The organism is Candidatus Omnitrophota bacterium, assembly GCA_023227985.1.
Lineage (GTDB): Bacteria > Omnitrophota > Gorgyraeia > Gygaellales > Profunditerraquicolaceae > JALOCB01.
Genome location: JALOCB010000004.1, coordinates 1 through 13,704, shown reverse-complemented (window position 1 = coordinate 13,704; position 13,704 = coordinate 1). Strand labels below are relative to the sequence as shown.

General features: G+C 49.4%; 13 protein-coding genes, 1 tRNA gene and 1 riboswitch. All 14 genes read left to right on the top strand.

All coding sequences use genetic code 11. The features are described from left to right. The first annotated feature begins 30 nt into the window (after positions 1 to 30). The 14 genes from nadA to M0R35_01275 all read left to right on the top strand — a co-directional run bounded on the left by nadA (position 31) and on the right by M0R35_01275 (position 13,608). Entirely contained in the window at positions 31 to 954 is a 924-nt protein-coding gene (nadA, locus tag M0R35_01340; GenBank protein ID MCK9594304.1) for a quinolinate synthase NadA, read from the top strand. Between the two features lie 19 nt (positions 955 to 973). Continuing rightward, positions 974 to 1,597, top strand: coding sequence for an RluA family pseudouridine synthase (locus tag M0R35_01335; GenBank protein MCK9594303.1), 624 nt, complete (start codon positions 974 to 976; stop codon positions 1,595 to 1,597). Positions 1,598 to 1,601: 4 nt separating this feature from the next. Next, entirely contained in the window at positions 1,602 to 3,413 is a 1,812-nt protein-coding gene (locus M0R35_01330; GenBank protein MCK9594302.1) for a CPBP family intramembrane metalloprotease, read from the top strand. Positions 3,414 to 3,431: 18 nt separating this feature from the next. Beyond that, entirely contained in the window at positions 3,432 to 4,178 is a 747-nt protein-coding gene (locus M0R35_01325; GenBank protein ID MCK9594301.1) for an undecaprenyl-diphosphate phosphatase, read from the top strand. A gap of 18 nt (positions 4,179 to 4,196) precedes the next feature. Continuing rightward, on the top strand, positions 4,197 to 5,096 hold the full coding sequence (locus M0R35_01320; GenBank protein MCK9594300.1) for a PfkB family carbohydrate kinase: 900 nt from the start codon (positions 4,197 to 4,199) through the stop codon (positions 5,094 to 5,096). 283 nt (positions 5,097 to 5,379) lie between these two features. Further along, positions 5,380 to 5,835 (top strand): GatB/YqeY domain-containing protein, encoded by a 456-nt coding sequence (locus M0R35_01315; protein ID MCK9594299.1) that lies wholly within the window; start codon positions 5,380 to 5,382, stop codon positions 5,833 to 5,835. Between the two features lie 67 nt (positions 5,836 to 5,902). After that, positions 5,903 to 6,373 (top strand): peptidoglycan-binding protein, encoded by a 471-nt coding sequence (locus M0R35_01310; GenBank protein MCK9594298.1) that lies wholly within the window; start codon positions 5,903 to 5,905, stop codon positions 6,371 to 6,373. Positions 6,374 to 6,421: 48 nt separating this feature from the next. Next, positions 6,422 to 6,601, top strand: a riboswitch (cyclic di-GMP riboswitch). A gap of 93 nt (positions 6,602 to 6,694) precedes the next feature. Next, a complete protein-coding gene (locus M0R35_01305) occupies positions 6,695 to 7,927 on the top strand; it encodes a glycoside hydrolase family 1 protein (protein MCK9594297.1) in 1,233 nt (410 codons plus the stop codon). After that, entirely contained in the window at positions 7,863 to 9,923 is a 2,061-nt protein-coding gene (locus M0R35_01300) for a patatin-like phospholipase family protein (protein MCK9594296.1), read from the top strand. The genes M0R35_01305 and M0R35_01300 overlap by 65 nt, the downstream gene beginning before the upstream one ends. Before the next feature lie 77 nt (positions 9,924 to 10,000). Next, positions 10,001 to 10,462, top strand: coding sequence for a hypothetical protein (locus M0R35_01295; protein MCK9594295.1), 462 nt, complete (start codon positions 10,001 to 10,003; stop codon positions 10,460 to 10,462). After that, positions 10,459 to 11,118 carry an NAD(P)H-hydrate epimerase gene (locus M0R35_01290; GenBank protein MCK9594294.1) on the top strand — a complete coding sequence of 220 codons (660 nt, stop codon included), beginning with the start codon at positions 10,459 to 10,461 and terminating at the stop codon, positions 11,116 to 11,118. The genes M0R35_01295 and M0R35_01290 overlap by 4 nt, the downstream gene beginning before the upstream one ends. A 263-nt stretch (positions 11,119 to 11,381) precedes the next feature. Then, positions 11,382 to 12,944, top strand: coding sequence for a sodium-dependent transporter (locus M0R35_01285; GenBank protein MCK9594293.1), 1,563 nt, complete (start codon positions 11,382 to 11,384; stop codon positions 12,942 to 12,944). 97 nt (positions 12,945 to 13,041) lie between these two features. Beyond that, the gene (locus tag M0R35_01280) at positions 13,042 to 13,461 is read left to right on the top strand and encodes a DUF3568 domain-containing protein (GenBank protein MCK9594292.1); all 420 of its coding nucleotides are present in this window, start codon (positions 13,042 to 13,044) and stop codon (positions 13,459 to 13,461) included. Between the two features lie 75 nt (positions 13,462 to 13,536). Then, positions 13,537 to 13,608: transfer RNA gene (locus tag M0R35_01275), tRNA-Phe, on the top strand. Positions 13,609 to 13,704 lie beyond the last annotated feature (96 nt).

Sequence of the window (13,704 nt, the reverse complement as noted above, 5' to 3'; positions counted from 1 at the left end):
TATAATCATAAGCAAAAGGATTAGATCAAGATGACAGAAAAAAAATTCAAAGCCGATTTCAGCAAGGCTATCGCTGAATTAAAGAAAAAGCATAATGCGGTGATCCTGGCGCATAATTATCAGCTTCCGGAGGTGCAGGAGGTGGCGGATTTCCGCGGGGATTCGTTGGAGTTGGCCCGTATTGCCGCTAAGAGCCCGGCTAAGGTGATCGTGTTGTGCGGGGTGCATTTTATGGCGGAAACCTCTTCGATACTCTGCCCGGACAAAAAAGTCATTGTTCCGGATGTCCTTGCCGGCTGTCCTATGGCTAATATGATGACCGCTGAGGACCTGAAGAAGCTCAAAAAGCACCATCCTAAAGCCGTAGTGGTCGGTTATGTGAATACATCCGCCGAGGTAAAAGCGGAGCTGGATGTCTGTTGTACTTCGACCAATGCCGTAGCAGTGGTCAACGCCTTTAAAGACAAAGAAGAGATAATCTTCGTCCCGGATAAATACCTGGGTGATTTTGTGGCCAAGAAAACCGGCAGAAAACTGATAACCTGGAATGGGTTTTGCCCCACGCATGTAAAGATACTCCCGGAAGACATAAAGAGAGAAAAGAAATTCCATCCCCAGGCCAAGGTCCTGGTGCATCCGGAATGCCTGCCTGAAGCGGTAGCCATGGCCGATGCCGTGTTATCCACAAGCCAGATGGGAAAGTTTGCCGCGGAAAACGACGCAAAAGAGTTTATTGTCGGTACAGAGGTCGGGGTGGTTTACCGGCTGAAGCAGGATAACCCGGATAAGGAATTTTATCCGGCTTCGGAAAGAGCGGTCTGCCCGAATATGAAACGCACCACCCAGGAGAAGATACTCTGGGCCCTGCAGAACATGCAGATGGAGGTGCGCGTCTGTGATGATATCCGCAAGCGCGCCAGGCATGCTATCGACAAGATGCTTGAGATAATCTAGGTTTTATACACGTTAATTAATGAATATCCCGGTTGTATATGAAGATGATTGGTTGATCATTCTGGATAAACCTGCCGGGCTTCTTACCGTACCTACCCCCAAGAACGAATCCCGCACGCTGACCAGCATATTGAATGAAGAGAGCCAGGCCTCCGGAAAAAACCGGTTTTATCCCTGCCATCGCCTGGACCGCGAAACATCCGGCTTGATAATCTACGCCAAATCCCGGCCGATCCAGGACCAGATTATGGACCTTTTTCGCCGGCATAAAGTAAAAAAGACCTATATCGCCTTTGTCCAGAAAAGAATAAACCAGCCCGGCGGAAATATCCGCGTTCCGATTGAAGGCAAACAGGCGGTTACCAGGTTCGAGGTGCTGGAAAGACGCGGGGATTTCAGCGTGGTCAAGGTCAGCCCGGAAACCGGAAGGACAAATCAGATACGCATACATTTTAAAGGAATAGGGCATCCTATCGTCGGCGAAACCAAGTTCGCTTTTCGCAAGGATTACGCATTGAGACATAAGCGGCTGTGCCTGCACGCGTTTTCCCTGGATTTTACACACCCGGTAACGGGCAAATGCTTACGGCTTCAGGCGGACCTGCCGGAGGACCTGGATAGATTCCTGGCGTCCCGCAAATAAAAATATGAAGATCTCCTTCAAAGAGTGGGCCTTGTTCTCGGTAATCGCGGCCTTGGGCCTGGCGGTGTGGCTAAAGTGCGCTTACCCGGAATTTTCATTCGTTGACCTGTCGATCGATAAGAAGCAAGCCCTGGCCAGGGCGGAAAAATATTTGAACGGCAAAGGCGTGGTTTGCCGGGGTTATCTTAGGTCCGTGATATTCCTGGCCAATGACTGGGCGGATACTTATTTGCAGAAGACCGTCGGCCCGGAAAACGAGGAGAAATTCCTCAGGGAACACGGCGGCGAATTGTTCTTTTGGCGGGTAAGGTTCTTCCGGCAATTGCAAAAAGAAGAATATACCCTGGAGATCAGCCCGAAAAGCGGGGATGTCTTCTTTTTTGAGCACAGAATCGATGATATAGAATCAAGGCCGGATAACGGCAAAGAGAACGCCAGGGCGATAGCCGAAGATTTCCTTAAGACGAATTGCGGGCTTAATCCCCGGGATTATGACTTTAACGAGGAAAAAGCGAAGAAGCTGGATAATCGCGTTGATTACAGCTTTTCCTGGGAGAAGAAGGGCGTTTATCTGCCCTGGGGCCAGAATGAGGGCGGGGCAAAAGTAATTATCGGGGCTGTTGTTTCGGGCGATGAGGTAAGGTCGTTCTATCGCAATATACTGGATATCCCGGAGAAATTTTACCGTTATCTTGACCGGCAACTGGCGGTGGGCGAATACGTTTTTAATTTTTCTTATATTATGTTCATCGCTTTGGTGGTTATGGCAATAATCCATACTATCACCAGGCTTTCGGGCATAGTGATAGCCACTTCCAGAAAATGGTTTATTTATCTGGCGTTTTTTCTGGCAGCAGTAAATATCGCTGCGGCCTTCAATAATCTCCAGGCCGTGTTCAGCAATTACTCTACCAGCGTATCTTTGTCTTCATACCTGGGCATATATTTCCTGCGTTCTTTGATGAATGTCCTGTTCATAAGCGTGATCTTTATCATTCCGGGGATGGCGGGGGAGTCCTTGCATCAGGACGCGCCGGGCTTGCGCCAGGGGAACACGTTTTTTTATTTTATACGGTCTACTTTTTGGGGCAGGGGCATGGCGGGGAATATCGCCTTGGGTTATCTGATATTCCTGATAATGATCGGTTTGCAGGCCGGTTTATTCTTCATAGGGCAGAAGTATTTCGGGGTCTGGAAGCAATGGCTGAAATTAACCCAGTTTTCTTCGGCGTATATACCCTTTTTGAGCGCGTTGGCGATCGGCCTGACCGCCAGCTTTACCGAAGAGATAGTCTTTCGGCTCTTCGGAATAACCTGGCTCAGGAAATACCTGCGCAGCACCCTGATCGCCGTATGCGTGAGCGCGGCGATCTGGGGGTTTGGCCACACGCAATACGCGATATTCCCCGTATGGTTCAGGGGAATAGAGGTTACCCTGATCGGGTTATTTCTCGGGTTTATTTTTATCAAATACGGGCTTATTCCCCTGATCGTCGCGCATTACCTTTTTGACGTATTCTGGGCCGCCGCCGCGTATATATTGGGGAAAAGCCCGGGGTATCTATTTTGGGGATCTTTAACGCTGATGCTTATCCCGCTGGGATTTGCGGTAATTGCTTACCTGCTTAACCGCCCGGAAAAAGCCCAAGAAATAAGACTGGCTTTGAACGCCAACCAGAGGTACAATCTTACTGTTTTAGCGGTGTTTATTTCCCGCAAGAAAGAACAAGGGATGGAGCTTCGCCAGATAGAGGCTGAATTGGTCGGCCATGGCTGGGATCCCGGCCTGGTAGAAATAGCAATGAGCCAGATATAAAATCCTATTATCCGAGAGATGGTCTTTAAATTCATTATTTTAGGTTTGATTCAGGGGTTGACCGAGTTCTTGCCGGTAAGCAGCTCCGGGCATCTGGTGATCTGCCAGCGGCTTTTAGGTTTGAGCGGGCAAGAAGTGGCTTTATCCGTGATCCTGCACATAGGCACATTGCTGGCGATATTGGTTTTCTTTTTTCGGGAGATCTTGAAGGCGTTCAGTAATGCCAGATTGATATTATTGATCTTGCTGGCGACGTTCATTACCGGGGCGGCGGGTTTATTAGGGAAAGAGTTTTTTGAAGGTTTGTTTTCCAGCCCCCGGGCGGTTGCCTTGGCCTGGTTCGCCACCGGGCTGTTGCTTTTATTTACCAAGAAAGCAATGGATGGAAAGAGAAAAGAGATCAATCTTAAAGACGCGACCGTGCTGGGCTTTACCCAGGCTATCGCGATCATCCCCGGGATCTCGCGTTCAGGGGTGACCATATCCACGCTGTTATTCCGCAAGCTGGATCGGTCCGCCAGCTTTGTTCTTTCATTCATAGTAGGATTGCCGGTGATCTTAGGAGCAGGGATCTTAGAGGCAAAGGATATCGGGTCCGTCTTAAAAGGGAACCTGTTGGTTATGGCTATCGGTTTTACGGTCAGTTTTCTATCCGGGCTATTGGCTTTGGCGTTATTGAAGAAGGTTATGGATAAAGCCGGGTTTCATTATTTCGGCTATTACTGTATCGCGGTCTCTCTGGCGGTTTTTTTATTCATTCATTGATCTGTTTAGGAGAAGATAATGAGCATTCTGGTTTTAGGAACAGTGGCTCTGGATACGGTCAAAACCCCGCATGGCCTGCGCAAACATATGCTCGGTGGTTCGGCGGTGCATTTTTCAATGTCCGCCAGGCTTTTTACCGACGTGCATTTGTCGGCTATAGTCGGAAAAGATTTCCCTGCCAGGCATATCGAATTCTTGAGAAGAAAAGGCGTGATCCTGGATTCGCTGATCCGTTCAAGCGGCAAGACCTTTAAATGGGAGGGGGAGTATGAAGGCGACCTGAATTGTGCCTTGACCAAAGATACGCAGTTAGGGGTGCTTCTGGGTTTTTCCCCAAGGATCGAGCCGAGGCAGAGCAAGATAAAAAATATTTTCCTGGCCAATGTGGATCCGGATATCCAGTCCAGGCTCTTGGATTATATGCCTGATAGCCGGCTGATCGGTTTGGACAGCATGAATTTTTGGATACATAACAAGAAACAGGCCCTTTTAAAGCTGTTTAAGCGCGTGGATATCTATGTGGCTAATGATCAGGAAGCCCGGGATCTGACCGGGGAGAGTAACCTGATAAAAGCGGGGCGCTGTCTGGAAAAGCTCGGGCCTAAGATGGTTCTGATAAAAAAGGGGGAGCACGGGGTGATTTTTTGCGGCGGCAGTTCTGTTTTCTGCCTGCCGGCTTATCCTGTGGATAAAGTGATCGATCCTACCGGCGCGGGAGATACCTTTGCCGGCGGGTTCATCGGCTACCTTTCGACCAGGAAGAAGCTTGATCGTATGAGCATTAAACGGGCCCTGGGATACGGGACGATCGCCGCCTCATTCAATGTGGAAGGGTTTGGGGTGGAAAAGACCGCGAGGTTACGGCTCAATGACCTGGAAAAAAGGCTGAGGGCCTTCCGCGAGCTGGTGTTATTCTAATATACACCCGGCCTAATTGGCACCTGGCGTAAATGGTTACGCCAGTATCCCGCCTTTGCGGGAAAAGGTTGGTGTTAAGTCAAAGGTATTTTACACCCAGCCTGATTGAAAAGGTTGGTGTTAAGTACGAGGTATTTTACACCCGACTTTATCGGAAAAGTCGGTGTTGAGTCAAAGGTATTTACACCCAACCTGATTGGAAAGGTTGGTGTTAAGTACGAGGTATTTTACACCCGACTTTATCGGAAAAGTCGGTGTTGAGCCCGTGCTCAAGGAGATGACTATGCTTGAAGAAAAGTTAATGATCGATTATAAGAATGCGTTGAAGAACAAGAATGCTTTGGCTGTTTCAACCTTGAGTTTTCTGCGCGCCCAGATAAGCTATGCGGCGCTGGAAAAGAAGAAGGACAAGCTGGAGGATGCGGAATCGCTGGCAGTGGTGAAAAAAATGATCAAACAGCACCAGGATTCCATTGAACAATTTACCTCCGGAGGCCGCCCCGAACTGGCGGAGAAAGAAAAAAAAGAACTGGATATATTAAAGGCCTATTTGCCTGAGGAGCTTTCCGCTGAGGCGGTAAAGAAGATCGTCGAGGAAACAGCGGCGTCTTTAGGGGCGTCAGGGATAAAGGATATGGGCAGGGTGATGAAAGAAGTCCTTGCCAGGATCGCGGGTAGCGCTGACGGTAAACTGGTCAGCGAACTGGTCAGGCAGAGGCTGGCCGGCCCGGCCGCGTAATATTTTACCTTGATTTTTTCAAGACAGGCATTAAAATGAATTATCAGAAAGGGGGAATAAAGAAAAGATGAGAAAATACGGATTTATTATTTTAGTTTTAGCCCTGGGTATTTCGCTTGGCGGTTGCTCTAAAAATGAGCCTACCCTTGAAGAATTACAGCAACCGATGTCTCCCGAGGACCTGAACAGGCTTAAAACCGAGACCATCGCAGTAACAGATTCTTCCGCGGACGCCTTCCAAGAGGCGCAGCCCGTAGCTTCGGTGATATCTACTACTGAAGCCAAAATGGGATCTTTGCCCCCGTCCGGGCCATACAAGCCGGCGGCTAAAGAGATCCAGTCCGCGCTCAGGAGCGCAGGTTATTACGGCGGTTCTATAGACGGAAAACTCGGTCCGAAGAGCAAAAAAGCCATCGAAGAATTTCAGGCCGCTAACAGTCTTACGGTAGACGGAAAGGTCGGCCCTAAGACCTGGAGCGTACTGAGCCAGTATATGGACAAGGCTTCAGCGGAAAGTGATGCTCAGGGCGGCGAATAAAAACCCTCGGGGGCTTGAAAAACCGGCAGTTCTATGTTATATTTAATATGCCGATAAAGGCAAACCCTGGGAAACCGGGGGGCGTCCCGATCGAGGCGATGGTTGAACATATCGTCGGGACTCCTGGAGCGGCGCGATCCGTTTCTTCCGCTCCGGGGGCAAAGCCACAGACCTAAGTTATCCCCGCTGTTTTTGGCGGGCGGTTAATATGGTGGCTGGGTTACCGCTACAGATAAGGCAGCAATGCCTTTATCGGCTTATTTTAAAACAATCCCAACAGAAATGTTGGGATTTTTTTTGGCCCGTGTTATAATAAAACCTATGATCGAATTCCCAAAAGATTTTTTCTGGGGCGCGGCTACCTCGGCTCACCAGGTTGAAGGCGGTAACAAGAACTGCGACTGGTGGCAATGGGAAGAGGCTGGCGGAGGGAAAGGCCTTTCCGGAGACGCTTGCCGGCATTATCAGTATTATGAACAGGATTTCGATCTGGCTGAAAGCCTGAATCACAACTGCCATCGTTTTTCCATTGAATGGAGCCGGATCCAGCCTGCCGAGGGGGAATTCAGCGAGGAGGCGTTAGAACATTACCGCCAGGTGATCTGTGCTTTAAAAAAGCGCAATATAGAGCCGATAGTCACCTTGCATCATTTTACCAATCCTATATGGTTTCTGCGCCTGGGCGGCTGGGAGAATAAGAAAGCCGTTGAATACTTCCTGCATTACGTTGAATATGTAGTCGCCCGTCTGGCTTCAGAGGTGAGATTCTGGGTTACCATAAACGAGCCGATGGTTTATACCTATTTTTCCTACATCAAAGGCGACTGGCCCCCCCAGGAGAGATCCTATGCCAAGGCCCGGAAGGTCAAAACCAACCTCGCTGAAAGCCATATCCGCGCATTTCGGTTGATCCACAAGCTTTACCTCAAGAATGGCCTTACTTCTCCCATGGTTAGTATAGCCCATAATATGATCGCGTTTGTTCCCTGCAGCAGGAGTATACGGGACAGATTGGGGGCTCATCTGAGGAATTATTTCTTTAATCATTGTTTCATCAATAAACTGATCCGCTGCAGATCGCTTGATTTCATAGGGATTAATTATTACACCAGGCAGCTGGTGGATACCCGGGCCTGGACCGTGGATGATCTGCTAAGCAGTGTCTGTGACCGGGGGCACGACAGTCTCAAAAAGAATTCATTGGGGTGGGAGATATATCCTCGTGGATTGTTCTATCTCCTTTTATCTTTACGCAGGCATAAACTCCCGGTATTTATCTTAGAGAACGGCATTTGTACCGAGGACGATACTTTGCGATGGGAATATATACGGGAACATTTGACCAGCGTTTCCCGGGCGATCAGCGCGGGTGTTCAGGTCAGAGGGTATATCTACTGGGCGTTGATGGATAACTTTGAATGGGATAAAGGATTTGCTCCGCGTTTCGGGTTGATCGCCGTGGATTACCGGGACCAGCAACGCTCGGTTCGTGAAAGCGCGAAAAGTTTTGCGCAGGTTTGCGCCTCAGGAAGGCTGGATGATGAAAAGGGTTAATCTTGATTATGTGATAAAAGAGCTGCCTCTTTTTTCCGGGCTTAGCCGCCAGGAGCGCAGGGTCATCCGGATGAAGTCCGGGGTAGTTGAATTCAAGAAAGGCCAGGTCATTTATAAGGAGGGCTCTGCCGCCGGGTATCTTTATTTTATCATCCGCGGCCGGGTGGTCATCTCTTCGCAGGACCATTATGGCAAACAGACGGTACTGGAATACCTGCACCGGGGCAAATATTTCGGCATAATATCCGTATTGACGGCGGAGGCGCATTCGGTCACTGCCCGGGCTTTGAACGATTGCCTGTTGTTGACCATTTCCAGAAAAGATTTTGAAGGGTTTATGAAAAGGATACCCCGTCTTGGGATCGACCTTAGCAAGACCCTTTCCCGCAGGCTCAAACGCAAGGACCTGCACCAGAAAAAGATCTTCGAAAGCACTATTATCGCCGCGCTAAGCTCGTATCCTCATGCCGGAAAGACCATCTATGCTTCTAACCTCGCGTTCAGCATTGCCAGGGAGGCGCATAAGTCCGTGGTAATAGTGGATATCTGTCCGCAGGACAAGTGCCATCGCATGCCCAGGCTTTTAAAGACCCCTCCTGATTACCGCGTTTTTAATTTATCCGGCAGGTCGGCCCGCCCGAGAGACATAAAGGATTACATATTAAAGGACAAGTTCGGTATCGACCTGGTTTATCTGGCCTATGATAAGCAAAAAGAGCTTAACGCCGGGGCTGTTATAGATATATTGAGTCTTCTGGTCAATGATTACCATTATGTTATCCTGGATTTGCCTTGTTCAAGGGAAAAAGGGGTTTTGGCGGTATTGAACCAGGCGGATATAATCCATATCCTGACCAGCCCGAGGGCCCCTGACCTGAAAAGCAGCGCAAAACTGATAAAACGCCTGCAGGCGGATTTTTACTTCCCGGCGGAAAAGATAAAAGTGATCATTAACCGGAACAGCCCGTCGAAGAGCGTCTGCGACGAAAAATCCGTTCTGCTGGGGCATGATATCTTCGCCAGCCTCCCCAAAATAGAGTGTCGTGTTTCCGGCAGGCTGGTATTGGAAAAGCCGGATTTTGAGTATTCCAAGGTGATCCGCCGTATTTCCAGGCAGGAAGGCGACTGCCTGGTAGGCCTGGCTTTGGGCGTGGGAGTCGCTTACGGCTTCTGTCATATCGGCGTATTTAAAGTTATCGAGGATGAAAAGATCCCTATTGATGTGATCTCCGGGGCAAGTATGGGCGCGGTCATCGCCAGCCTTTGGGCTATCGGAAAGTCCAGCGGGGAGATCCTGGAAATAACCCGGGAATTCCGGGAGCCAAAATATATCTGGAGCCTGCTGGATTTCACCTTCCCTCTGTTGGGGTTCATCAAGGGGAATAAATTATATAATTTCCTGAAACGGCATCTGGGGGGCAAGACGTTCTATGATGTCCGGGTCCCGTTGAAGATAATCGCCAGCGACGTGAAAAGGAAAGAGCCGCGGGTTTTTGACAAAGGGTCTCTTGTGGACGCACTTATGGCCAGTTGCTCTATGCCCGGGGTCTTCGCTCCTTTTAAGATGAAGGAAGAAATGCTCTTTGACGGAGGCGTGATCAACCCGTTGCCTACCGAGCCGCTTTTTGAGATGGGGGTCAAGAAGATCATTGCTGTTAATGTTACCCCTTCGCGGGAAGATATTCTGAGGCAGTATGAACAATTGAAATCAAAGGTGGCCAGCCCGGAAGGCGTTATCCCGAAAGATTGGTTCAATCTGAAGAATTTCCTGAAGGAAAAGCTGAAGAACAATATCCTGGATATAATCTTCAGCAGTTTCGAGATAATGCAGTCAGAGGTGGCTTTGAAAGAGGCGCAATTCGCCGATCTTGTCCTGCATCCGGATACTGCCGGCCTGCATTGGCTGGAATTGCATCGTTCGGCTGAATTCGCCCAAAGGGGCGAAGAAGAAACCAGAGCTAAACTGGATAAGATATGGAAATTGATCGGGGAGTAATGATGGACTCCTCGTCCGTTGGCGGACCCGGAGTAAAATTCTTGTTGTTGTCACAACTCAAATTTGAGGAGTCTTAAATGAAAAGATTTGCGCTGGTAATGTTTTTCGGGGTATTTATTTTTAGCGGATGCGCCAGCCCTAAAGAAGTCTGGAGAGGGTTTGCCGGCACTTCCACTAAGGTGCTCGAGGAAGGCAGGCCCAAGGCTGTGGCAAAAGAATTCGCCTATGATCACCCTGTTTGTTATAAAAAGGTGATGTCTATATTGGAAGATATGAAAGCGTATGTGTACGCCAAGGATAAAAACAGGAGTTTTATCGCTGTTTATGTCACTTCTACCGATACTACCCCTGTGGGGTTGTTCTTAACATCGGCATCTTCAGGCAGGACAAAGATCGAGGTTAGCTCCCCAAGCACATTTGCCAGGGAATCGTTCTCGGCTAAATTATTCGGGGCTTTGGACAAATCGCTAAAGGCAAAAAAGGTTGATGTGGAGCTTAAGAGGGTGGAAGAAGGATCCGCGGATACTTTAAAGAAATGAGCGTGAACAAATCCGGGCAACGGTTGCTTACTGCCAGGCAGTCTAAAGAGATAGACCGCAGGGCGCAGATGGATCTGGGCATATCCACTTTGACCCTGATGGAGAATGCCGGCAGGGCGGTAGCGGTTGAGGCGGGTAAATTTTCTAAAGGGAAGATCGCGGTTGTCTGCGGTAAGGGGAATAACGGCGGTGACGGGTTCGTCGCTGTCAGGCATCTTCTATCGCTTGGGATAAAGCCAACGGTATTCCTGGCCGGGAAGATCGACGATGTTGCCGGCCAGGCAAGAACCAATCTGGATATACTCATAAGGCTGAAACAGAAGGTTGTCGAAGTCGGCGCCAGGGACCTGCGTTTAATAAAGCGCGGGTTTTTTGATTACGGATCGGTTATTGACGCGTTGTTGGGCGTGGGGTTGTCCGGTGAAGCGCGGGGCATATACAAAGAGTTGATCGATCTGATAAATTTTTCCAAGGCTTACATCCTTTCCGTTGATATCCCTTCCGGCCTGGACGCGACAACCGGGAAAGTCCTCGGTTCATGCGTTAAGGCGGATAAGACCATTACTTTTGCGGCCATGAAGCGCGGGATGACCATTGGCGCCGGGCCGCGTTATTGCGGAAAGATTGTGGTCGCGGATATAGGAGTGCCTTTATAAAAATTAAGGGGTTGGCGGCATATTTCTCGCGTCATCGCTTGATTTCCTTATGTGCCGCTCAAAACACGCCGCACAACCCCGTTGACTATCTATAAGCAAGATTTGCGGGTCTTGTTAGGGTAGGGGACCAGAAAGGGCTGGTCACTATAGCGAAACTGTTCCGGGTGTTGTTTGGTATGACCGTAGATTCAGGGCTGGTTTATTAAGTGCTTGAAAAAACAGAAGTTGGTATATATAATGAAGCGAGACAGTTAAGAGGGGAGATGGCGCAGAAAAGGGAAAACTGGGGTTCGCGTTTAGGTATAATTATGGCTGTAGCCGGCTCTGCCATAGGCCTGGGTAATTTTCTGCGATTCCCTGCCAAGGCCGCTTCCAACGGCGGCGGCGCGTTCATGATCCCGTATCTGGTAGCTTTGTTCCTTTTGGGCATTCCGTTGATATGGATCGAATGGACGCTGGGCAGATTCGGCGGCGGGTTCGGCCACGGCACTGCCCCGGGAATATTCCATAATCTTCTGCAAAAAAACAGGTTCATTAAATATTTCGGCGTGATCGGTATATTCGGACCGCTGGTGATATTCACCTATTACGCCTTCATTGAATCCTGGACCCTGGCTTACAGCGTTTTTTCCTTGACCGGCAGATACAGCGGGTTGGCAGATCAGGCCGGGATGCAGAGTTTCTTAAGGGGTTTTCAGGGGATCGAGCATAACCAATATTTTAACGGCCTGGGCCCGGCGTATCTGTTCTTTGTCATTACTTTTGCCCTGAACATATGGGTCATTTATAACGGGATCAAAGGCGGGATAGAACGGTTCTGCAAATGGGCAATGCCGCTTTTGTTCATCTGCGGCGTGGTTTTGTTGCTGCGGGTCTTTACTCTGGGCGCGCCTGATCCGGCAAAGCCGGATTGGAATATCTATAACGGCCTGGGATTTATGTGGAACCCCGATTTCTCGGCGCTATTCTCGGCCAAGGTCTGGCTGGAGGCTGCAGGGCAGATATTCTTCACCTTAAGCGTAGGCATAGGTGTTATACTTACGTACGCCAGTTATCTGTCGAAAGGCGACGATGTGGTATTATCCGGGTTGACCGCGGCCAGCACTAATGAAATAGCCGAGGTTATTCTGGGCGGCAGTATTATTATTCCCGCGGCTTTTGTTTTCTTCGGCCCGGGGGATATCCAGTCTATAGCCAGGTCCGGGGTGTTCAACCTGGGGTTTGTGACAATGCCGCTTGTTTTGAATAAACTGCCTTGGCCCGCGATATTCGGTTTTATCTGGTTCTTTTTATTATTCCTGGCCGGGATCACTTCCGCCGTGTCTCTGGCCCAGCCGGCAGTTACATTCCTGGAAGATGAATTCAATATAAGCCGGAAGAAGGCTGTGGTGATATTCGGCGTGGTCACATTCATCCTCTGCCAGCCGGCAATATTTTTTCTGAAGAACGGGGTGGTGGATGAACTGGATTTCTGGGGCGGGACATTCTTCCTGGTATTATGCGCCGCCATAGAAACAGTGCTTTTTGTCTGGGTCTTTGGCATGGATAAGGCCTGGGACGAAATACATAAGGGGGCGGACCTGAATATCCCCAGGATATACAAGTTTATCATCAAGTACATTACTCCGTTATTTTTATTGGCGATACTGGGGGCTTGGTTATGGCAGGAATGGATCCCGATCATATCCATGCAGAAAGTAAATGCGGTTGACCGGCCGTTTGTTTTAGCTGTTAGGATCGGGATCTTTTTAATTATCGCGGTTTTAGCGGTTTTGATAAAGATCGCTTGGAAAAAGAAAAAGCGCCAGGCAGAAAGTAAGGTATGAACGCGGGCGGTTGGCTGTTATTTGGTGTTACCTGGGGCATCATAATAATATTAGCAACCTTTTGTTTCATGAAGGTATTTTCAAAAAAGGAGCTTAAATGAAGAGTAAGTGGTTAACAGGGCTGGTTCTGGTTGTTCTGTCGGTAAGCGCCGCGGGATGCGTGGAGACTTTATTGCTGGGTGTGGCTGCGGGTGGGGTCGGTATGTACGCGGCCGGCAAGGATACTATCCAAGGGGATACGGATACCGCATATGACCAACTCTGGGACGCGGCTATAAGGGTGTGCAGGATAAAAGGCACGATCAAGCAGGATAACTACGGCGGCGGGAATATTGAAGTCGAAGTTTCCGGTTCAAAGGTCTGGGTAAGATTCAGCAAGTTGACCGCGGCTACTACACGGATCAGGGTCTCCAGCCGCAATAAGCTGCATATGCCTAATATAAACCTGGCCCAGGATATGCTGATCAAGATACTGGAAGAAGCAAAAACATCTCCAGCGGTAGAGCCGGTCAGGTAAGAGGCGAATATTCTGGTTTGCTTTTTAGGCGTTTTATGTTATTATATAACACGAGTTAATTCCTGAATTTTTATCGCCGAGGTAGCTCATTGGTAGAGCGCGGCCCTGAAAAGGCCGGCGTGGGGGGTTCGATTCCCTCCCTCGGCATTTTTTTAGCCTCGAACATTGTTCGGGGCTTTTTCATTTAGAGGGGCGTCGTCCCCCCACGCCGAAAGGGGCGCGGGGGAAGATTTCCTCCGCGTG